Genomic DNA, 22,268 nt, shown 5'->3' on the forward strand with positions numbered 1-22,268 from the left:
GTCGGGTCGGGTCGGGTCGAACGGACGTGTGTCACACATGGTTTCGTCGCGGGACGGGAAACTCCGGCACGTGACCTGGTCCGCCGGGTCCCTGCCGTCGTCCCTGTCGCCGCCTCCGTCGGCGTCTGCGTCCGAGAGGAAGAGCACCGTGAGTCAAGTGAACCTGGCCATCGCCGTGTTGGCAGCCGTCGGCGTCGTGTACGCCGTGCTCGGCGTGCTGTGGTGGATCCGGGATCGGGCCGACCGGGCCGTCGTCGCGCGGGTGGACGGGGCGCACGTCGACCCGTACCACGCGGTTGCCACGATCGACGGTTCCCAGGGCGCGGACCGGGCCGCCGCCGCCGAACTGCTGCTGATCGATCTGATCCGGATCGAGGAGGACGGACAGGTGGCCGTCACCGACCAAGGCGCGGACACCGCCCGGACGCCGGAGCATCCGGTCCCGGCCGCCGTGCTGGCCACGCTGCGCGGGCACGCCGGGCCGTGGCCGCTGAACTGGCTGTACGTGGACGCCGAGCACTGCCGGCGGCGCGATCCCTTCCTGCGGGCCGAGGACGCCAGGTGGCCGCGCTGGTCCGGGCACGCCGAGGACCGCCTCCAGATAGCCGCGATTCTGGTCGCCGTGCTGCTCGCAGGGTGGCTCGCCGCCCAACTGATGTACGCGACCGGGGCGTTCTCCGCGAATGCTGCGGAGATTCTGGTGGGTGTGATCGCGGGCCTGCTGACGTGGGGGGTATTCGCGCTGGTTCTGCACGTGGTGGTGATGATCGTCTGGCCGGAGCGACGGGACCGGTTCGCGGAGTACTGCCGAGGCCTTCTGCCGCACCCGGCCGAGGCCGCCCTCGACGCGGCGCGGCGCGAGCGGCTCGGCCGGGCCATGGCCTACCGCCGTCCGTCGGAGCCGGACAGGTGGCCGCTGGACACCCCGGGCGCGTTCTGACGCGGATGCCGACCAGCCGGTATGGATAGGCATTCGGGGAGACGAGGCCGTCATGTCCGTCCCCTGGCTGTGGTGGTCAGTGGCGATCCGCACCGCCCGCCGCCAGGTCACCGACCTGGTCGGCGCCAAGAACCCGCGCCAAACAAAGGACACCGCAACGGCGACGACAGCAACCGGCCGCACCCCCTCGCAGCAGGCCGAGGCGGTCGGCGATGTCCTTGATCTCGGCGCGGCGCTGCGCGCCGGTCCTGCCCGCGCCGGAGGGCTGGTGGCTGGTGTCCTGTTCGTGCTGGAACAGGACCACAAGGCCCTCGCCGCCCTTCTCGACGCGGGCGGCACCCTACGGTTGCGCATGTCCTCGTCCCACAAGGACAGGGCGCGGTGCCGGCGTTCGTCTCGGCCGGCGCCGTCCAGGAGCCACAGGCCGGTGGCGAAGTTCTCCAGCGCGCCGCGCAGCAGGGTCCAGGGGCTGGTGGGGTCGACCTCACCAGCCACCGTAAGACGGCGCAGGGCATCGGCGTGGGCCAGGCCGGCCGCGTAGGAGTTATGGACCAGGTGCGCGATGGCGTAGGGACCCAGCGGGGCATCGTCGGCGGCCAGGCTGCTGGCCGGGTGCGGGGCGGGCAGCTGCCGGTAGGCGCCCTCCCCGCGGGCCTGCTCGATCGTGTGGAGGAGGGGCCGGAGGTAGACGCCGTTGAAGGCCTGCGTGCTCATGTCCGCCCACGGTAGAACGCGGGTCCGGGCAGCAGGTAGCCATTTCCTATCCCGCGGGCCGACAGTGGCGCGCCAGCACTGCGGCGCTCTCACGCAGGACCTGCGCCACCGGTCGGCGAACGCCTGGTTTCGGCGCTGGAGGACAAGGACCACAGCGCTTTGGCACCAATCTCGTTCCGGGTGTGGGCCGACAAGCGCGCGACCACAGCTCTGGAGCCACTCCTCGATCATCCGGATGACGGCGGTGACGACCTCTCTCCTGCCGAGTGCGCGTCGATTCTGGTCCGGCTGGAGGCGATCACCGACCAGTGGGCGCGGGAGGGCTGCGACCAGTTCCTCCAGCAACACATCGAGGACGCCCGCCAGCTGGCGGGCGTCCTGCAACTCTGCATCGAGAAGGACGTCCCGCTGGCTTTCCAACCCAGGCATGGGACCGGGTCCACCCCCGACTCACTCACCGTTCCTCATGGCTCAGACAGGGTGAACTCCCCTCGACGGATGGCACGTTGGTCCGCTTGGAGGTCGAGCACCTGTCCAAGGAACGGGTCGCTCCGTCGGTGTGGTTATGGTCATCGAAGACCGGCGCCACCCTCGATGATGTGGACCGCTTCTGGCAGGCGTTCCTCCGCCGCTTCGATCTGGAGCACACCTTTCGCTTCGCGAAGCAGACCCTCGGCTGGACCACCCCGAAACTCCGCACCCCGGAGGCGGCGGACCGCTGGACCTGGCTCCTGATCGTCGCTCACACTCAACTCCTGCTCGCCCGGCCCCTCGCCGTGGACCTCCACCGGCCCTGGGAGAAACCCGCCACCTCCGATCGACTCACCCCGGCCCGGGTCCGCCGAGGTTTTCGGAACAGCCGCGCCCACCTCGCCTGCCCGACCCGTGTTCCCAAACCCCGAGGTGCCGGCCCCGGACGGCCACCCGGCGCCAAGAACAAACACCGGGCACCCCGCTACGACGTCGGCAAGACCGTCAAACGCCCCGAGACTCTCAAGGCCATCGGCAAGCCTGGAAGATCCTGGTAGATAAAGAACAAGCTTAGGGCCTGTCAGGGCCGATCACTTGCGGCTACAGCAAGCGCGGCCGTCTACCTCAGCACCGTGATCACGGCAGCCTTACCAACTGGTTAAACATTTGATCGATTGGACAAGTTTCAGCATTCAATTACGTCGTTCCATGTAACTACCACGCTCCTCAAGGCGCAGTATGCTGCTTGAAAGGACATGACGATATCTCCGAACTCGGTTCACTCGACGGCCAGTCGGCCGGATCATGGCGGTTCCTCATCCACTAAGAACCGCCAACAGGGATTTGACTACCTTGCTTGACACTCGAAAAAATGGATTCGACTCATCGAATCCATTGACCCACGAGGAACACTCATGAATATCCTCGCCCACTCGAATCTGCGTCGTAGTCGGATGGTAACTGCAGCTATGGCGACCACAATGGGAGCCGCACTCTGCCTCGCTGCTCCTGGTGCGACATCGGCGCACGCAACGCCCAAGGCCAGTCACGCCGCGGTCACTCAGGTGAATTGTGCACCGACTCCGCCATGGGTGTCGACCTACACATTCGCCAACCACTTGAAGGTGGAAGGCGGCTGCTTCACCGAGAATGGTCGGGTCTACGTCACCGTGAAACACAACAACGGCACTGTGTATTTCAAGAGATGGGTAACGGCTAGGGATCACCCCTTCCTCGCCGGAGGGTGGATCAACGTCGACACGCTCCTCCGTGGCCCCTGCACTGGCACCCCGAAGAACGGATATGCACGGGCGTACGATTCGACTACGGAGAAGTGGTCACCCAGATTCCCCGTATCGATCTGCATTCTCTTTGACGACAATGGCTGACCTGGCGCCGAACAACAATCAGGCACATGATCGGCCGGATAAGTCTTAGCTGGGGGACCAGGGCCGGGGCCGGTCAGGCCACCGATCCCACCACCGATTTCTGCGCCGTCGCAGTACTGGTAGCTGTCGTCTTGTGGGACTTGAGCGATGTTCCCGCCGACGATGTTGGCGCAGCTGGCCCGCCGCGCCGTTTGGCACTGGCCGCGTGTGTCCTTCCCCTCTACACGAGGCCCAAATGAGCGGGCGACCCTCGAACGCGAGGCCTTCCTGCAGCACGTCCGCGAGCTGGTCCGACAGGAGACCAAGCGGCGCCTGGAGATCGCCCCAGGAACAGCACCCGCACAGCCCGCACGCGCTCAACCCGGTCTCACCGGCTGCAAAGTGGCTACACCTCACGCACCTGAAGGTCGCTTCCGGGGTCGCGGGCACCATGCATCCCCTGACCGCGAGCAGCACCGGCCGCCCCGCCGCTAGCTCGGCCCTGCCCCGCGTACGCCGACCGAATCGTGAAGCGTTCACCCGCCCAGTACTCGCACGCGTGATGTAGGGGAAAGTACGCGACATGTAGAAGCCTGACGTATGTGGTCAATCGTGCCCTGCGGGTCAGCCCGGCTCCGTAGGATCGCCGGGCATGGCCGGGACAGCTGCCGGCTACTGCCAGGCGGGACTGGGGACGGGGAGGCAACGTGTCCGCGGACGACATCGAGCGCGCGCTGCAGAAGCGGCGTGGCGCGGAGAATGCCGCGCAGCAGGCCGAGGAGCGGCGGCGGGCCGAACTGTTCGCCGCAGGTGCCGAGGCCGCGCGCGGGTTCATTGACCTGATGCGCCGGCACGGAGTGCAGTCCGAGACGGTCTACGAGTACGAGCAGGTCAAGCGCCGCAAGAACCGGTTCGCCAAGTGGGAGACCGTCGACGACTACACACCCCTCGCCCAGGGCTGGGTCGTCGATTACTACATCACCGAATACGGGGACCCCGCGTCCATAGAGTTCCTCCAAGTCGACGGCAGTATCCGAAGGTGCGACAGGCGCAGCCCGTACAGGATCGGGCTACCAGTTGAAGGACTGCTACCGCATCCACCGCACACAGCGTTGGGCACAGCACACACCCTCTGCGTCAAACCGGGATACGAGCCAGGCACTCCGACCGTGACGGTCGAGAAGTACGCCGAAGCCGCCCAGTGGTACCTGGGTTAGAGGCCGTGAGACCAGGAGGACAGCGACCCGCGCTGGGTCCGCCTCCTTGGCGCGGGCCGGGACGCCGTCGAGCGTCGCCGAGGCACCCAGGCCCGCACAACGACGGCCGGCCCAGAACCTTCCCGACCACCTCACGACGCCCACCTCTGAGGAACTGGCCCGGCTGTGCCGCGCCCGCCACCGTGCCTACGGCCTGATCTGCGCCCGCATGTCCGATCACAGCCAGCGCGAGTTGCGATCCTCGGCCGCCCCAGAGGGCGACCGCCAGCTTGGCGGTCCGCTCCAGGCGAGGCCGCGGTTGCGATCCTCCGTCACCCCGGAGGGCGACCGCCAGGTCGACGGTGGCCGGGTCGTAGCCCATGTCGGGCAGGTTGCGATCCTCGATCACCCTAGAGGGCGACCGCCACCCGAAGGGCGACCGCCAGCACAGCCGTCACCTGGTGCTCGGCGACGCGGATGGCGTTGCGATCCTCAATAACCCCGGAAGGCGACCGCCAGGGCCACGCCGGTGGAGATAAGCGTGGGCGAGCTGCAGTTGCGATCCTCGGTCACCCCGGCCGGCGACCGCCAGGGCTGGTTCGTTTCGTCGTACAGGCCGGTGCAGGCGTTGCGATCCTCGGTCAAATTCCCGGCCTGCTCATGCTGTCAGTTGTCCACACCGGACGCGGCCGATCCGCGAACCCTCGCCTGTGCCCTGGGCCACGGTCGCCCGCGCACATCAAGGGGCAGAGCTATGGGCCAAGAACCCCCGCTGCGAACGCCGCCGCCCGCCGCGACTGTCCCGGACCGCCCTCAACGGTCTGATCGCCGGCGCCACCACGGCCCTCGGCGCCACGGCTCCTGGCAATCCCTCGTGCTTGATCCGGATTCATGCGCCTTCCGGCGGGAAGGATCCTGCCCCGTCGGCCCGGATCAGGCCGCGGTAGAGGCCCGTATTCGTGGCACCGACCGCGTCGTAGTTCACCGTCACGGTGAACGGAATTTGATAGGCTTCGAGTGCCTGGTCGTAGAGTTGCGGATTGTCGAAGCGCACACCGATTTTGACACTGACCGTCGGGTCGAGTATCAGGATATTCTTCATCAGATAGGCTTCGATGATGTACTGTTGAGCTTCTGAATACTTCCAGTTCATAATCAGTTGAATTTCGGCCAATGGCTCCCCGAAAACGCTCGACTCCCGGTAGAACACCTGCTTCATCTCGACTTCGTGCCAAGGTGAGTAGGTCTCCACTACCGTGCCTTCCATGCCACGGGGAATCGCGTACGCCATGCCGAGGCTGCGTTCGTCCACAGTGATCGGCACATCGCCATTGTCGAAGATGTCATGCGCCGCCTTGATGATGTCTGCTACCTCACCCACGGTCTACTCCTTCTCACCTTCTCGGTCGCGCCAAGATGCCGGTCACGCCGAGGGGTTGTTCCGACAGCCCGATGGGCTGCTGAGTCGCGGGGGTCGATGGCCCAGAATGTCTATGGGTGATCATCAGGATTCTCGTGTGCGATAGCCGGATTGGCCGATTCTCCCATTGCTGGACACGGAATCCATGCAGGTGCGGAAGTCCGGCACCCTGCGTTCTCTGCCAGTGCGGGTCGCGAAGTCTGCACTGATATGACCTCTACCATCATAAGCAGCGTCAGCCGCACCGCGCGAGCCGCGCTCAAGTCCCGGGCGCGGACTGGACTCTGGCGTCGTCCGGCTGCGTCAGCTTGCTTCGGTGGCCGCTCGGTCATGTCCTGGATACGCCGAGCGGTGGCCGCCGTGGTGCGTGGCGGTGGGCGGCTCGAAGGCCGCGAGGTCCGTACCGCTGCTCCGGTGTCTGGTGACGCCGGTCCGCCGACGCCCCGGAAGGCAAGGACGGCACGGCCGGCGGTCGCGTTCGGGGAACAATGCTGCGGATCTTACGGCGAGTTGACCGCGAACGGCGAGAACCCGACGGTCAGGCGTATGTCGGGATCAGGACCGAGGGTCAGAGAGAGGATCCCGTGGTGACCGTGCTCGTGCGTGGTGCACCCAGAGGTCAGGGCAGCGTACTGACTCAGATCCAGACGTGAGCGTGCGGCGAAGGCGAGGAGTCGGTCGCGGGCTGCTCGGTCAGGACCCAGCCAACTGACGGCCGGACCGCAGATCGTCAGGGTACTGGGAGTCAGTGTGACGTTGGCGTTCACCCCGTAGAAGTCCTCGCCCAGAGACCGGCTGAGGAGATCACCGAGCGCTGCGGACAGAGCGTCCGCACGGGCGCGCAGGTGCACGGGGGCGAGGCCTCGTATGTCCGACATGGTGAGCCGACCGACCCGGTAGTACCTTTCGGGGTGACTTGAGGCCGCGTCAAGGCCCACGAGACGTAGTCTGCCCTCCGGCAAGGGGAACGGCAGGATGCCGAGACGCGCGGTGATCTCCCGCTCGACCCGGATCGCCGCCCCCCTCGGTACCTCCACGTAGAGCTTGAAGCGGTCGCCTGCGTCGTCGTGCCGCCCGCTCAGCCATGCCCCCCACACCAGCGCGTGCTGTCGGTGGGCGCGAAGGAGAAGCGCCGTCAGGCCCTCGTCGGGCGACGGAATCCCCAGTGAGCGCAAGCGGCGCAGTCCTGCGGCGAGGCGGTCGGCAGGTGCCTGTTCCGGGGAGACGAACTCGGTCGTGTACCGCGTCGTCCAGGGGGCGGACGTGGTCACGCTGAGCTCGACGGGGAACCCCAGGGGCGTGAGGCGGCTCGCGCACCAGCGGTCCGCTCGGGTGCTGCGGGTGACCGGTGCAAGGAGCCTCGGTAGCCAGTCCCGGGCCCCGGGGCGCAGCAGGGGAAGGGACCGGCTCACCTCGGGCGGAAGCGCGGCACACAGGGCCGTGTCGGAGGGCATCGGCGCGTCACTGCGCGCGTACGGGCACGAGCGAGTCGCTCGTGGGCGTGTAGTCGGTCTGCGTGGAGGTTCCGTCCGAGTGCACGAAGGTGAACCGGTAGAAGAACTCGCGCTTGTCCCGATCGGGAAGCGCGATCCACGTGTGCTGGGTCGTGGTCTGAGCGGGGTCGAGTTCTATGCGTTTGTCACGGTGATAGTCGGCCTCCGGGTCGGCATAACGGAGATCGACGAAGACCGATCTCAGCCCGGAAGGGTTCCATGCCGGAACGAGATCGATGTCGAGCTGGCTGGGGTAGGGGTCGTTGACGGCCAGTTGGGTGGCGCCGGTGGTGACGGGCTCGCCGGTGATGACGGACCCGTCGGTCATCGTGTGCACGAGCTGGTACGTGTACGTCAGTTCGTGCCGGTCCGCCGTACGCACCTTCCACTGCGTGGCGTTGGCGCCCGGCCGGACGGTGCGGGTGCCACGCAGTACCGAGCCGTCGGGCTCCTGACGGGTCAGTTCGACCCGGGTCTCGTCGACCACGTCCGCGTCGATGTCGTGCGCGGCGATCTCGACCTCGAGGAAGCCGAGGAACTGGTGCGGGTCGATGGAGAGCGTGTGGTGCTCGCTCGTGCCCTCGCGTACGTAGGTCAGGCTCTGTCCCTCCCAGCCGGACTCGGCCGCGAAGTGGTACTCCACGCGGAAGGCGTAGGTCGTGTCCATCGAGCGGTTCATGAAGAACTTGACGGGCTCGGGCGCCGGATGGTCCGCGTCGATCAGCCGGTCGAAGGTCTGCACGCCACCGTCGTCCTCGGGCCTGCCATAACGGATCGTCACAGCGATGCTGGTCAGACCCATCGCTGCGAAGTCCACCGCGCCGAGCAGTCGCACGGTGATGGTCTTGAAGAAGTCGTCGCTGAGGTCGACGTCGATGACATGCGGTGGCCCGCTCAGATCGGCGGCGAGCGTGCTGAAGAATCCCTGGGGTGCGTAGGTGCGCTGTACGGCCTCGGCCCGGTCGTAGGTGAAGGACACTTCCTTGTCCTCGGTCTGCATGCCGTAGCGCAGCTTGAAGGACACTATCGCCGGATTCACACCACCGGCCGACGCGGGCGAAGGCGCCGCTGTGCGTCCCGGAACCCCTGCGGGAGCCTGCGGCGGCGCTGACGGGGTCGGCGCGCGCGGTACGGCGGTGGCCGGTGCCGGTGCGGGTGCAGCCGGAGTCGGAGCGGCCGGAGCCGGAGCGGCCGGTGCGGGGGCCGCCGGGTTCGCCGGCTGCGCGGTTGCCGCAGGAGCAGCGGGTGCCGGGCCGGCAGCTCCCACCGCCCCGCCACCGGAGGCCCCGCCCGCCACGGGCTGCGCGGCCACGGGCGCCGCATTCACAGCGCCAGGCCGGGTGAGAGGCGTGGCCGCCGTCGGGACCGGCCGAGCGGGAGCCGCCGGCCCGGAGACGCCGGAGCGGGGCTGCGCCGGTGAGGAAGCCGTGCCTGCGGGACGCGCGGATACGGCCGCTGTGGCCGGGCCGCCCGCGGCGGCGGGTCTGGGGCCGGGCGAGGGCAGGTCACGCGGGCTCAGGCTGGGCTCGAACCACTGCCCGAGGATGTGATTCATGAACATGTCCAGCGCCCGCTGGATCTTCTCCTCGTTGTCCTCGTCCGTCGTGAACTCATTGATCTTGATCTTGATGACCTGATCCTGACGCAGCTTCTGGAACGCCGCTTCGAGCCCTACATGAGCCCAGTAGATCTGGGCGTCCAGGCCGACGGCCAGCTCGCTGTACACCCGACGAAGGTTCGCGGTGATCGTCACCGAGAGGGCAGGGCGCAGTGCCGTGAACTTCAGCCGGTAGATGACACCGACGGGGCTGCCTCCCGCGCGGAAGACCTCTTTGAGCAACTTCGCGCCTTCGGCGGAGAGCGTGAGACTGAACATCGCGGTGTTCTCCCCGAACAACGAGGGAACCGCCGCGCCGAGAATGGTCTCCACGGCGCAAAAGGCCCCCTCGGGGAGCTGCGCGACGGTGCCTGCGGGTCCCTGAGCGTTGAGGGCGACACACTGCACGTCTCCCTCGTCGAAGGGGACCGGGGACAGGCGGACGGTGCCCGGAGCGCGTTCGGACAGTTTGCTCTTGATGATCGCCTCGGTCCCCGGATCGAGGGTCAGAGCGGTCTCGAACATGAGGAAACCGCCGCCCTCTGCACCCGCTTCGACGGCGGCAGGCCGGTACGTGATCAGTGTGAAGGCCGGCCCCTGCTCCCGTTGGGCCAGCCTGACCGGGGCAGGCAGGTACCAGAACTGGTTCGGGTCGGCGTGGTCGGGAAACACCTCGACGCCCTCGACGAGCACGGATGTGGTGCCGATCTGCAGCATGACGAAGACCTCCAGTCCCGCTGTCACGCACCGGGTACATCGAGTACGGGCAGGTTCGTGTCGGTCCACGCACCCTCGCGGGTCACGCCGTTGTCGTGCTGGTAGGTCACGCGGTATCGGTATCCCGGCGTTCCCGCCACCGTGTACTCGTGGACGACAGCTCCGGCGTGGAGTGTGAACGGGTAGCTCGCGGTCACGGTGTCCGTGCCGGGCGAGGCGAACTGGACCAGCACCTCCCGCACACCGGCCGCGGCACTGGCCGAGGTGTCCACGCGCACCACCACAGCCTGGCGAACCGGCATGTCGGGGCTGACGATGAGACGGCGCTCGCCGGTGGAGGACTGCGGCACCTCACTCTGATGGCCGTCGACGAACAGCGCCGTCACCCGGTAGGACACGCGCCGCAGCGTCGGATCCGGCAGCGGAACCTCGAAGAGTTGGGCACCCGCCTTGTCGGCGGTGAACTCCATGGACGCCTGTTGGCGCACCTGGTTGGCCGGATCCTCGTACAGCAGGTCGACGAGCAGCGCGCTGACAGTCTTCCAGTCCGCCAAGGACCGGACGGCGAGCTGGTGCGTGTCGCGGAAGGGGTCGCCGATCCGGAGGTCGGTCTCGTCGTACTCCGCCCACTCACGCACGACGTCCTGCCGGTCCCGCCCCCGGTAGGTGAGACGGTACGAGAAGACCTTCGGGGAGGAGTCCGCGAGGAACAGGAACCAGTTCCATGCCGGGTTTTGCTCGGTCATGTCGATCACGTACTGGCCGGACGCGCCCAGCGTCCTGTCCTCGTAGCGCAGTTCGACGGTGACACCGTTCCAGTGGGCCCATGTGAGGCCCTCGGCCCGTATCAGGACCTTGGCCAGACGGAAGACGTCATCGGGGCGGATCTCGGCCCGTTCACCGTCCACGACGCTGCTCGCGCTGATCTCGTTGGGCAGGGTGTAGTTCTCGGGGTTCTTCAGGTGGTACGTGACGTCCACCTGTACCGGTGTCACCAGCTTCCCGTCGTCGACCTGGCTGAACCACTGCGCCGTGCCGGAGTTGTTCGTCTCGTCGAGCAGCACTGTGGTGGTCTGGCCTCCATAGCGCAGGTCCACTGCCACGGAGGTGAGGTAGTCGCTGGGGAACTGGACCCGTGAGACGACCTCGACCTGGCGCTTCTTGAACCACGGGTCGTCGAGCGACACGCCGCGGACGAAGTCGCTCCGCGGGCGTCCGGACGCGGTGATGAGGTCGGCGATGCCGCTGAGGTGTCCCTGTGGGTGGACCGTCCGGCGTACGGCGGTGCGCTGGCTCATCTGCACGTTCAGCGTCTTCTCCACCTCCTGGACGGACTTGTCACGCCGGTAGCTGTACGAGCCGAGCAGCGAAAGCCCGCCGGTCACCGCCACCCGGCCGAAGTCGGTGGCGAGCCCGGCGGCCTTGTCCCAGCCGTCCGGCGCCGGCCGCGGGGGGAGGCTGACCTCGAACAGGGCGTCCGTGATCATGTCGTAGACGGCCGAGACCGCCCGGCCGTGGTCCGCGATCACGCCCTTTCCGGCCTCGCCCTCCGGGATGAACAGATCGTCCTGGATGTCGATGATCCGCTCGTCCCGGAGCCGGTCGAGTTCCTCGGTGACCTGACTGGAGAGGAACACGCCCGAGACGCCGAAGGCCTTGTCGAGCCGTTCCTTCAGCTGCTTCCACTGGACGTTGAGCGTCACCGTGTACGCGGGGCGCAGGGCAAGGAACTCGAGCGAGTACACGACGCCGATCGGCACGATGGCACCGTCGAGACAGGCGTCCATGAGCTTTGCGCCGTCGGCGTCGAGCCGGGCCGAGAAGGCGGCCTGGTTCACCCCGTACAGGCTGGGCTTGGCATGGTGGATGATCCGCTCGACGAAGTCCTGGCCGCCTGGTTCGTCACCGGTCTGGCTGTCCAGCAGGACGAGCTTGACCGAACCGTCCTCGACCGGCACCGGCACCGGACGACGTGGCCGGTCGGGGAGGCCCAGCTGGGACTGGATCTGCCCCGCGACGTCGTCCAGCACCTGGTCGAGGACCTCGGCATGGGGGCCCAGCACCACGTCGAAGTTCAGCAGGCCGCCGGTGACGTCTTCCTGCATGCCGCGGAACTGGAGCAGCGAGAAGACGGGGACGGGGGTGCCGCCCTCGGTGCGTACCGCGATCGAGGGCCCCATCGGGAGGTAGTACCACTGGAGGGGATCGGCGTGGTCGGAGAAGAGACTGAAGCCGTTCACCGACAGGAAAGGCGGAGCCAGGGAAAGCATGGGGACCCCTCAGGGAGCGACGGCCTGACGCGGCAACAGCAGGTTGGTGTCGGCGGTGGTGACCGGTGCCGTGTCGGCGCTCGTGCCGTCGGCGCGGTAGTACGTGGCGGTCCAGGTGAAGTCCTTCGTCGCGGCGGCGTCGGTGAGGTAGAACACCACCGGTTGCGGCTGGCTGTCCTTGCGCACGACGACGCTCTGGGTGTTCTGCTGCCCAGGACTACCGCCGTCGCAGGTCAGGACAACCTTCACCAGGGCGTTCGTGCTCCAGTCGACGAGGTCGGGTGCGATGGTGACCGCCACGACCGCGGCCACCGGGTCGCCGACGGTGATCGTGGAGTCCTCGGACACCGTGTCGGGGATCTCGCGGATGCTGCCGTCCTTGTAGCGCACGATGGCGCTGTAGGTGACCGTGCCGACATCGCTCTCCAGGACCGGGAACGACCATTCCTTGTACGGCTCGGCGGCCTTGAGGACGTGGTTGGCACTCCACTCGTACCCGCTCGCCGGATCCTCGTACCGGACGTCGCAGACGATCGAGTCGATCTTGTTGGTGAGGTCGCCGACGGCGAAGACCCTGACCTTGCGCACGTTCGTGAAGGGCGACCTCACCCATATGCGCTGACCGGACGCGTCCGTCCAGTCTCGTTCGATCACCTGGCCGCTGGGCATCCGGTAGTCGACGCGATACCGGATCGGGCGGTCGCGCTTCTCCGTGATCACCCAGCGCAGGGTCTGCTCGGCGTTCTTCTCCTTGGTGAACGCGACCTGGTCGCCGATCGGGCTCCCCGAGGACGGGGTGTACTCCAGGGTGACGGTGGCCGCGGCGACGGTCTCGAAGTCCAGGTTGCCGGGTTGCACCTCCACCTCCAGGACGCCGAGATCGTCGACATTGAGGGTCAGCGGGCCCTTGTTCGGAGCCGGAGGCGCGTTGTAGACGGCGGAGGTCCCTTTGTAGTTGACCTTGAATGCGTACTGGTACTCCTCCGTGCCGCTGTCGGTGTAGGAGGAGAACGATTCGACCTGGTTGGGTGTCTCGAAGTGGTAGTCGCTCGTGACCAGCTTGTCCGCCTGGTACTCGACGTGCAGGTCCACACTGTGGACCAGCCCGTCCTTGAAGTCTGCGTTGACCCGCACCGGGGCGGTGAACGAGCGGAAGAAGGGATCGTCCAGGCGGATCTCGCGGTAGTGGTCGGCCCACTGGATCGGCTGGCCCTTCTTGTCCACCAGAGTGGTGATGTTCGGCAGGGTGCCCTGAGGATTGAACGGCCAGAGCACCGCGGTCTGCTGGCTGATGTCGATGCGGAAGTCGTCGATGCGTATGTTGGTGAACTCGCGGTGGATGCTCTCGTAGTCCTCCAGGACGCTGCGGTCACCGGTGTAGCCCGGAATCTGTTCCGCCATGCGCTTGGTGGCCATGTCCAGCACCGTGCGCCGGATGCTCTCCTCGATCTTGGCGACCATCTGCGGGTCGGCCCCCACACCCGCGTCCACGTGGGTCTTGATCACGTCGGAGTTGACCGCCAGCTCGGTGATCTTGTCCGAGAAGGAGTCGTCGCCCCAGCCGGCGTCGTCCTTGGCGTCCTGGACGAAGTGGCGGAACTGGAAGCCGTGGAACGTACCCCAGCCGGTGACTGCGGGCAGTTTCACCCAGCCGTTCATGCCGTAGGCGACCTGTACGATGCCGCCCTTGCCCTGCATGGCCTCGGCGAAGAGGGTGGCGCCGAAGTCGGGGACCTCCACCGTGAACGGTGTGACGTTGTCGCCGTACAGCGAGGGACTCACCGGGTTCCAGACTTTGGTGACGAGCTTCTCGCTCACGTCGGAGAGATTGATGTGGGCTGTGCCGTTCGCCCAGGTGATGGATCCGAGGGAGACCTTGTCGGCGAGATCGGCCCCCACCTGCTGGCGCAGTGTCTCCATGATCACCTGGCGCGTGGCGTCGTCCAGGGCGAACTGGGTGTCGAAGGTCGTGAAGCCGCCCCCGGTCTTGCCCAGGGGACCCGGCCTGGGCTCGCGGTACTTCAGATACATGAAGATGGGCCGGCCCTCGGGGTCGCAGCGGAAGGACGGCATCTGCGGCACCGCGTAGAACAGCGCCGGGTTGGCGTGGTCGCCGTAGACCTGGACGCCGGAGATCATCTGGGCTTTGTCGATCTGGAGCATGCTGTCCTCGCTTCGGCCGGGCTCGGCAGCCGCCGGCGGCTCTCAGACCCGAATCTGGGGGTCGGTGGAATGGACGGTGTGCTTCGGGACGGCGACGCCGTCGGCGGTGGTCTCCGTCACGTCGATCACGAGCTCTCCGCCGAGGTCGTCCTGGGCGCTGGCCACCAGCCAGGACGCCGTCCAATCCGGTGCGCCCAGGGTGACGGTGCGGTGATCGGGCAGCCCGTCGCCGGCCGGTTCGTACCAGACGTCCAGGACGAGGACCGCCCCGTCGGTGCGACCCGGTGCCTGGCAGGTGACCGTCACCAGTCCCAGGGCGGCCTCGTCGATGGTCCAGCCGGAGGCGCCGGGCCGAAGGGTACGTCGATAGGGCTTGCCGCTCGCACCGTGGACGACCATCTCGAGGCTCTCCGCGGTCTGCAGTTGCTCCGGGACCGGGCTGCCGGGCTGCAACGTCACCGTCCACGGGGCGCCCTCGCTGTCGGTGCCGTTGAGGTCGACCGCTCGGACCGGGGCGGCGTCCAGTGCCGCCGTGACGCTCAGCGGCAGCGTTGCGGCGGGGGCTGCCGGGTCGGTGCTCGGCGGCGTGGTCGCCGTGCCGGTCAGGAAGATGTGCCTCACGCCTGACGGGACATCACTCATCGCCTCACCGACGTCGAGTTCGCGGACCACCTCATCGGTTCCGAGAGCTCCGTCGAACCGGACGAGCAGCCGCCCCTGCCGGCCGTTGAGCGCCTCCCGCACGACGGGAAGCAGGGCCGATGGCAGAGACCCCGTCAGGAGAGCGGTGTACGGAGGCATCCCGGAGGAGGTCGACGATGTCAGCACGGTCTCCTCCCTGCCCTCCTGTCGGGCCACCAAGGTGACATGACGTACCGTCACGGGGCCTGGGGTGACGATCACGGAGGACGTCGGCACGTCCATCTTCTCGGCCGCTCCCGCCACCAGGGCGGCGGTCTCCTTCTCGTCCGGCCACCAGTGCGCGCTGATCTGCACGGATGCGGACGTCTCTGTCCCCACCAGCGTCGCCATGGGCACACCCTGAGCGGAGATGTCCAAAGCGGGGCTGCCGGGAAGGAGTTGGACCGTCGGAGGGTCGAGCCGCGTCACGACGATTCGCGCTTGAGAATCGGGGAACATTTTGCCCCTAGTGGGTGATTGTGCTCATATTGAGTTTAGAGCCTGTTCCGCCCGAACGCATGAGAAGAGGTGGACGTCAGTGCTCCTCCTCCCGGCCCTCGTCGCCCGGCCCACTTGGTCTCTCTTCGCCGACGACGAGCTCGACCAGGTCTTCTACGCGGTCGCGTCGCTTCCCCGGCTCAGGCGGGATTCCGGTGGCGTCAGTGTGCTGTCACTGATGCGATATCGCTCCGCCGCCCCTGGTGGTTCCAGCGGCGGAATTATTGAATTGCAAACGGATCTGTCCCTGCGGCCGGAGGAGCAGACAGAGGCGATCACCGTCGCCCGGGCGAGCCGTGCAGGGGCGGTCGAACCTCGCATGGACCGTCCGCTCTGGCTGGACGGAACAGCGACGCTTTCCCTCCTCGGCTCCGCGGTGGACGGCGACGACGGGCCCGTGAAAGCGCAGCCGTCGCTGTCGGGGGCAAGTCCGGCGGCGTTCCAGGCGGCGTTGACGCCCGAGGCGACAACTGTGCAATGGGAAGCACTGCGTGAGGGAAAGCCCGCGCTTCAGGCCTCCTACCGGATGCACGCCATGGCCCGCATCCCTGACGGCAGGGTCCATGCCTACGCCCGCGGCACTGATGTCACCGCGCTGTGGGACCGGCTCAGTGCCGTCCCCGACGTGCGGGGCGCCCTCGTCGAGGCCTCCGCCGCCGGCGTAGAGGTCCTGGACTGGCCGGCGAACGGCGATCCGGAACTGTTGCGGACGTTCATCGACTGGGGATGGGACTGGCTCGCGCCCTGGCTGCCGCCGCACGGCACGCCGCCCGGTTCCGACATCGACGCGGAGTTCACCGGCTCCGCGGGGTTGCCGTGGCCCTTCGAGATCGGGGGCAGCCTGGACGCGCTGGAGTTGCCCCGTGACGAGGGATGCTTCCTGTCGGTCGATCTGTCCGATCCGATCTTCCAGCAGCGACGCATGGTGACGCGGTGCAATGCCGACTTCTCCTCGGGCCGCATCGCGGCGGTCACGGCCCGTGTCGACTACGGGGACCGCCACCACTCCGCCGTGTTCACCGACAACGAGACGGCCGACCGGTTCGTGTGTCCCGTCGACCCCGCCCTCGGCCGCACGGTCACGGTCCGGCCGGTGGTCTCCTTCGCGGCGTCGAGCGCTGTGATGGAACTGCCCGAGATACGAACCGACATGGAGAACGTGCTGATCAGCGTCGACACGGACGGCTGGTTGGTGATCGACCTGAGCGCGGCCTCGTTGGACTGGGCGACGGTCCGTCACGTAGAGGTGGGGCTCCGCTACGAGGACGCCGAACGCGGTGTCGAACGGGTCGAGGACATCCTGAAGTTCGACGCCGCGCACCCTGCCCACCGCTATGAACGCGCCCTGTACGCACCGGTGACCAGGCCGTACGAGATACGGCTCTCCTACGATCTCACCGACGGGCGGACCACCGACGTCGACTGGGCGCCGGCCACGGACCGGACGGTCATCCTTCCGCCGCCCTCGGATGTCCGGCGGCCGGTACGACTGAGCGCGGCCGGGTGGCTCGACGGCATCACGGCCTTCCTCGTGGACCTGGAGAGCAACGACGGCTCCGGCCACACATCGGCCAACACCGTGCGGCTGACACCCGAGGCCGACACCGCGAACTGGCCGACCGGGTCCGCCGACACGGCCGCCTCGACTCTCAAGTACCGCGTGACGACCCTCTTCGCCGACGGACATTCCACCGTCGATGCCTGGAAGGAAGCACCCCACGGTGAGCGGCTGCACATCGGACCGGCGCCCGCCGCGGTCCTGGAGGTCACCGTGGTGGCCGACCTCGTCGACTTCTCGGTGGTCAAGCTGGTGAAGACGACCCTGAGCATACCGGGCTCCGCCGGGGAGACGGACACCCACGAGGTGATGTTCACGCCCGAGCGACCCACCAGCGTCGGACTGCGGCTGCCCGTGTCGGACACGACCGCTGAGTCGCCGCACCGCTACACCGTCACCTCCACCTTCTACCTGCGCGACGGTGAGCGTCGCAGCACGCCAGAGACGCCTGGATCCGACCCGGTGATCGTTCTGCAGCTCCCTCCCGCGTGAACGGCTGTCAAGGAGACGTCATGCTCAACCTGTTGAACAAGTTCGTGGTCCCCGACGTGGATCACGTGGACATCTACCAGGACGACGAGGACCCGCTTCAGTTCTGGATGGTTCCCCAGCCCGTCCGCCTCATGAACGGCCCGGACGGAGAACCGACGCTGACGATTCTCGCTTTCGCACGGGATCTGAGCCTGCTGGCCGGGATCGACAAGCCACTGCCCCCCGGTCAGACCGAGGGCGGGATTCTGAGCATGACGGTCGAGTCCACCGTGGACAATGCGGATCAGGACAAGATCGCCGCATATCTGCGCGGTCAGGTACTGTCCGGGGCAATGGACCTGGCACGCCCTGTCGCCGTCGGCGGACAGGTCGTGACGGAGTACCGGCAGGCCACGGGCGGCGACCCCAAACTCGCCTACCCCACCTGGGTCGACGGTGAAGCGCAGTTCTACCTCCCGTCGGCGCTCGGCCCGACCTTCATCATGGGCGACGACGCCAAGACGAAGCCATCCCTCTCCGGCTCGAACGTGGCGAGCTTCACCATCGCCCTGGGGCAAGAAGGCATCCGGCTGTTCCGCGAGGGCGTCAAGTCGGGCAAGCTCGCCGCGCATGTGGCGTACTCCCTGAAGTTCGTCGCCAGGGTGCCGGCCATCACCGTCACCGTCTCGGGCGACGCGAACAACGTCTACGAGGAACTCAAGGAACACGCCCCCATCGTGGAAACCCAGAATGGTGTCCCCGTGCGGACCTATCCGCAGGTGTCCAGCCTCAAGGAGCTCAAGAACATCGCGGGCAGCCTCGATGTGCAGTACACGAAATTCGATTTCGCCGGCGGTGACGACAAGCTGCGCGAGCAACTGGAGGCTTTCGTCCTCGACATCACGCAGTCGTACGTGAAGAACATCTTCGCCCAGCCCGTCATCAACGGACAGCTCAACAAGGAGAAGCTGGGCACGGACCCGATGCAGAACTTCAAGCCGCCCGACGCACCCCCCACCGGAGGAAACCAACTCTGGCTGAAGGAGTTCAAGCAGACCGACATCCGCGAATTCGGGATGACCTTCCACGGCAGCCTGGCTCGGCCGTTCTCGGCGAACCCCAACGCGGCGCTGGTCGCCATGGTCACCAAGCCCCAACTGGAGAAGGCATTCACGACCGCGGACCTCAACACACCCATCTTCCACACGCTCCAGGTCCCGGTGCGGGTGACCGCCGACTTCGAGAAGGACCCCATCGCCGGGATCCAGGTGACGCTGGACTACCGCCAGACCGACGACCGTACCGGCGACGTCAAGGCGTTCTCGCAGACATACGACTTCGTGAAGGGCGACGAGACGTACTACTTCCGCACGACCCTCGCCAAGGACGCACAGGGAGCGCCGAAGGACACCTACAGCTACTCCAGCAGACTGCACTACAAGGCGGCGCAGCAGTCGACGGACATCGGCCCGCAGACCACGCGCGAGAAGAGCCTCATCATCGGGTACGACCGCCTCGGCTGCGTCGACGTCAAGGTGGTCTCGGGCACCGTGCCGTGGACGGCGGTGCAGTCCATCCAGGTCGACCTGAAGCTTCCCGGTGTGAACCTGCCCTCCGCGGCGCAGACCCTCGTGCTCACCGAGACGGCGACGGAAGGGAGTTGGTTCAGCTACACCGGCGGGCAGAACTCACAGGAGTACGAGTATTCCTGCGAGTTCCTGCTCAAGAACGGCAGCAGGCTCGTCACCGGGCCGGAGCGCACCTCCACGGCCAAGCTGCTGATCGACGCCCCGTTCGAGGACCGCATGGCAGCGACCTTCGTACCTCAAGGGCTCTTTCCGCCGCTTCAGTCGATCGTGCTGTCCACCAAGTACGCCGACGAGGGTGCCGATTACCACACAGAGGGCACGCACGTGTTCGCCAACAACACGGATTCCTGGCGCTGGGAGGTCGACCTGCCCGACACGAAGAAGCGTGACTTCCAGTACAAAGCCGACATCACCTATGCCGACGGGACGACGGCACCCGGACAGTGGCAGGTCGGCCAGGAAGGCACCGTCCTCGTCGGTGAGGTCAAGAGCTCGCTGATGGAGGTGTCCGTGACCGCGGCGGCACTGGACATGAGCAAGTGGAAGCTCGTGGTGGTGAAACTGCGCTACGAGGACCCCGTCACGCACGACGTGCAGGACGAGACGTTCCAGCTGACCGCCGCCAACGCCGCGCAGAACCCGTCCTGGAAGGTGACGCTGAAGGACCCCGCCGCCCAGAGCTACACCTACGAGGTCGAGGGATACGGCACCGACGGCACACGCAAGTCCGTGCCCGCCACCTCCACCAGCGACGAGCTGCTCGTCATCGAGCTCTGACGACGGCAGCGGGCACTGAAGGGGCGATGTCATGACCGATGACCTCAACGTCTCCAACCTCCAGGCACTGGACCTGGATCCCGGTCTGACGGACGCGGCGGCCGGACCGAACATGACCATGGCGGCAGTCACCTTCCAGCCGGGGCTCCTGGGCGATGTGATCGCCCACCAGGCGGAGCTCCCGGCGGACCGGATCCCCGTACTGGAGACCGCGCCCACCGAGTCCGGGGAGGTGCTCAGAAGCGCCGACGGAACGGAATGCTTCGTGCCCGTCGCCGTCCTGCCGACGCGGTCGAAACGGTCCAAGACACCCGCCGTGTTCCTGGAGGAGGACGACACCGGCCGATGGAGCCTGCTCGTGTGGATCGACCTGGTCCGGCCGGACGGCGCACCCCCCGAGGCGCAGCCGCTGCCGCTGAGCGGCCTCGCGGCCGTCCTCACGGCCACGGCACCCGAGACCAGCGCCGACTTCACCTCGGTGAGCGACCTGCCACCGCCCGAGGGTGTGGTGCGCCGCCTGGCGCTCGCCGTCACGGTGGACCCGTCCGTCATGGCCGACACCCTGCGCACCGACATGAACGCGGCCGTCGTCGTGAGCGCAACGGTGTACTACCGCGACCAGAGCAGCTCCTCCCCCACCCCCGAGGAGGAGGAGCAGTTCCAGATCGCGCAGTTGTCCCGGCGTGAGACGCTCGACCAGTTCCGGGCGGGCGGCGGCACGGACGAACAGGCCTACCGGCTGGCCCAGACCCTGGACGAGCAGATCCACGCCTCCATGCTGGAACTGCTCCACGTCGACAACGCCTCGATGCTCCTGGGGCCCGGCGGCGGAGGGGTCCTGCTCCACCTGCCGCCGTCCGACAAGCCCAACCGGCCGATCTACTACCACTGGAACTTCAAGAGCGGCGCGGACTCCCAGGAGGGTCTGGACCCGGACAACGTGTGGGTCGAGAGCGGAGCGGGCCTGTGGCTGGCGTCGCCGCTGCCCAACCAGTACTTCGTGATCCCGCACGAGTACCGGCTCGCCTTCGAAGTCGAGCGGGGCACCCCCGCCATGAGCGTGCTGCTCGTCCGAGAAGGCGGGGCCGACGGCGCAGACACCGCCGCGCAGACATGGAAGGTCCGCGTCCGCTTCAAGGTGGTGCCCTGGCTCGACCCGCGCGAACTCGAAAAGCTGCGCACGGTGATCGCCGAACTGGAAGGAGTGTCCTACCCGCAACTGGTGATGGGCGGATACGCCAAAGCCACGTTCGACCAGTCGTCCTGGCTGAAGGACCTCGGCGGCAGGGAACTGAGTTCGGACAGCGAGACCACGCAAGTGGACGCCCGCGGATTCGAGCTGGTGCTCGACTGCTCGATGGAGTTCTACACACTGCTGGCCCAGCTGCTCGCACCGCCCGCAGGAGCCGCCACCGGCGTCGACGGACGGGTGCTGCTCGACCTGCGGACCTCGCCGGACGAGGAGGCGCCTCTGGCGCGCAGGGAGATTCCGGTCCGCATACGACTGGACCGGCCGGACGACAGGTTCCTCACGACGGAGCAGATCACCGCCCCGTTCCCCGACCCCGCGACCTGGCCGCCGGGATGGACACCGCCCTTCTACGCCAAGGTGCGCAGCCCCGGCACTGTACGGGCGGATGTCACCGGGGTGACGGCGGCCCTGCTCGTCCTGGATCCGTTGACCGGTGTGCCCGTGGACCGCGCTGCCGCGGCAGCGACGCCCGCGGCCTTCTCCGTCGGCCTGCCGGATGCTCCCCCCGTGCAGCCGCCACCCGAAGCGGCGCCGGCCGGGGCTCCTCCCGCGTTCCAGCCGCCGGCCAATCCGCCGGTGGGCAAGGGGGAGGTACTGCTGAGACTGACCCAGAGCGAGCGCATCCCCGTCGATCCCCGACTGGTGAGCTCCCTGGCACTCGACTTCACCGGAGTGACCGTGCGCCTGGACCCCGCGGTGATGCTCGAACGGGTCCATCAACTCGGCACGTCCACCGGCCTGCTGGCGCGGGTGGACGTCAGCAGTTACCAGCTCAAGCATCCGGAGAGCCTGCCGCCCGAACTCGCCGACGTGTTCGGCATCGACGTGGAGGTGAGGCGCGGCTCCGCCGACGCCGTGACGGTGAGCCTCAACCGCGACGCCCCCGAGGCGGGTCTCGACCTCCCCTTCGGCTTCTCCGACCTGGTGGCCGGGGTACGCCCGGACCAGCCGAAGTTCGAGTACCGGCGGCGCAACGTGGCGACCAAGGGAACAGGTCCGTACTCCGCCTGGGAATCCGTCGTGGGCAAGAGCCTGCATGTCACACCGGTCACCTGAACACACGAGAAGACGAGAGCGAGGCGGGACACCGTGCC

General features: G+C 67.4%; 13 protein-coding genes and 1 pseudogene. 7 read left to right on the forward strand and 7 right to left on the reverse strand.

Annotated elements, in window-relative coordinates:
- Nucleotides 1–148 precede the first annotated feature (148 nt).
- The 4 genes and pseudogenes from BZL64_RS39715 to BZL64_RS04045 all read left to right on the forward strand — a co-directional run bounded on the left by BZL64_RS39715 (nucleotide 149) and on the right by BZL64_RS04045 (nucleotide 4,709).
- Nucleotides 149–940, forward strand: coding sequence for a hypothetical protein (locus BZL64_RS39715; RefSeq protein ID WP_158101493.1), 792 nt, complete (start codon nucleotides 149–151; stop codon nucleotides 938–940).
- A gap of 52 nt (nucleotides 941–992) precedes the next feature.
- A complete protein-coding gene (locus BZL64_RS39720) occupies nucleotides 993–1,481 on the forward strand; it encodes a hypothetical protein (protein WP_158101494.1) in 489 nt (162 codons plus the stop codon).
- Nucleotides 1,482–2,073: 592 nt separating this feature from the next.
- Nucleotides 2,074–2,682: pseudogene (locus BZL64_RS04040) on the forward strand (NF041680 family putative transposase); the annotation flags it as partial.
- Nucleotides 2,683–4,199: 1,517 nt separating this feature from the next.
- Nucleotides 4,200–4,709: a hypothetical protein gene (locus tag BZL64_RS04045; RefSeq protein ID WP_086766222.1), complete on the forward strand. Its 510-nt coding sequence runs from the start codon at nucleotides 4,200–4,202 to the stop codon at nucleotides 4,707–4,709.
- A 471-nt stretch (nucleotides 4,710–5,180) separates the two neighbouring features.
- On the opposite strand, the gene BZL64_RS39725 is transcribed toward BZL64_RS04045, so the two are convergent.
- From BZL64_RS39725 to BZL64_RS04075, 7 genes are all read right to left on the reverse strand, one after another.
- Entirely contained in the window at nucleotides 5,181–5,333 is a 153-nt protein-coding gene (locus BZL64_RS39725; protein ID WP_158101495.1) for a hypothetical protein, read from the reverse strand.
- Between the two features lie 244 nt (nucleotides 5,334–5,577).
- A complete protein-coding gene (locus tag BZL64_RS04050; protein WP_086766224.1) occupies nucleotides 5,578–6,069 on the reverse strand; it encodes a hypothetical protein in 492 nt (163 codons plus the stop codon).
- 539 nt (nucleotides 6,070–6,608) lie between these two features.
- Nucleotides 6,609–7,379: a hypothetical protein gene (locus BZL64_RS04055; protein ID WP_143662975.1), complete on the reverse strand. Its 771-nt coding sequence runs from the start codon at nucleotides 7,377–7,379 to the stop codon at nucleotides 6,609–6,611.
- Between the two features lie 190 nt (nucleotides 7,380–7,569).
- The gene (locus tag BZL64_RS04060) at nucleotides 7,570–9,942 is read right to left on the reverse strand and encodes a hypothetical protein (protein WP_086766227.1); all 2,373 of its coding nucleotides are present in this window, start codon (nucleotides 9,940–9,942) and stop codon (nucleotides 7,570–7,572) included.
- Complete coding sequence (locus BZL64_RS04065; RefSeq protein WP_086766229.1) at nucleotides 9,939–12,185, reverse strand: hypothetical protein; 2,247 nt, start codon at nucleotides 12,183–12,185, stop codon at nucleotides 9,939–9,941. Before BZL64_RS04065 ends, BZL64_RS04060 begins: the two co-directional genes overlap by 4 nt.
- A gap of 9 nt (nucleotides 12,186–12,194) precedes the next feature.
- A complete protein-coding gene (locus tag BZL64_RS04070) occupies nucleotides 12,195–14,348 on the reverse strand; it encodes a hypothetical protein (protein WP_086766231.1) in 2,154 nt (717 codons plus the stop codon).
- A gap of 42 nt (nucleotides 14,349–14,390) precedes the next feature.
- Entirely contained in the window at nucleotides 14,391–15,380 is a 990-nt protein-coding gene (locus BZL64_RS04075; protein ID WP_086766233.1) for a hypothetical protein, read from the reverse strand.
- Nucleotides 15,381–15,567: 187 nt separating this feature from the next.
- On the opposite strand from BZL64_RS04075, the gene BZL64_RS04080 reads away from it, so the two are divergent.
- The 3 genes from BZL64_RS04080 to BZL64_RS04090 are packed head-to-tail and all read left to right on the forward strand — an operon-like array spanning nucleotide 15,568 to nucleotide 22,230.
- Nucleotides 15,568–17,577: a hypothetical protein gene (locus BZL64_RS04080; RefSeq protein ID WP_143662976.1), complete on the forward strand. Its 2,010-nt coding sequence runs from the start codon at nucleotides 15,568–15,570 to the stop codon at nucleotides 17,575–17,577.
- Between the two features lie 20 nt (nucleotides 17,578–17,597).
- Nucleotides 17,598–19,922: a hypothetical protein gene (locus BZL64_RS04085; protein WP_086766237.1), complete on the forward strand. Its 2,325-nt coding sequence runs from the start codon at nucleotides 17,598–17,600 to the stop codon at nucleotides 19,920–19,922.
- Between the two features lie 31 nt (nucleotides 19,923–19,953).
- Nucleotides 19,954–22,230, forward strand: coding sequence for a hypothetical protein (locus BZL64_RS04090; RefSeq protein ID WP_086766239.1), 2,277 nt, complete (start codon nucleotides 19,954–19,956; stop codon nucleotides 22,228–22,230).
- Nucleotides 22,231–22,268 lie beyond the last annotated feature (38 nt).

Origin of the sequence: Streptomyces bobili (assembly GCF_002154575.1) — a bacterium.
Taxonomy (GTDB): domain Bacteria; phylum Actinomycetota; class Actinomycetes; order Streptomycetales; family Streptomycetaceae; genus Streptomyces; species Streptomyces bobili.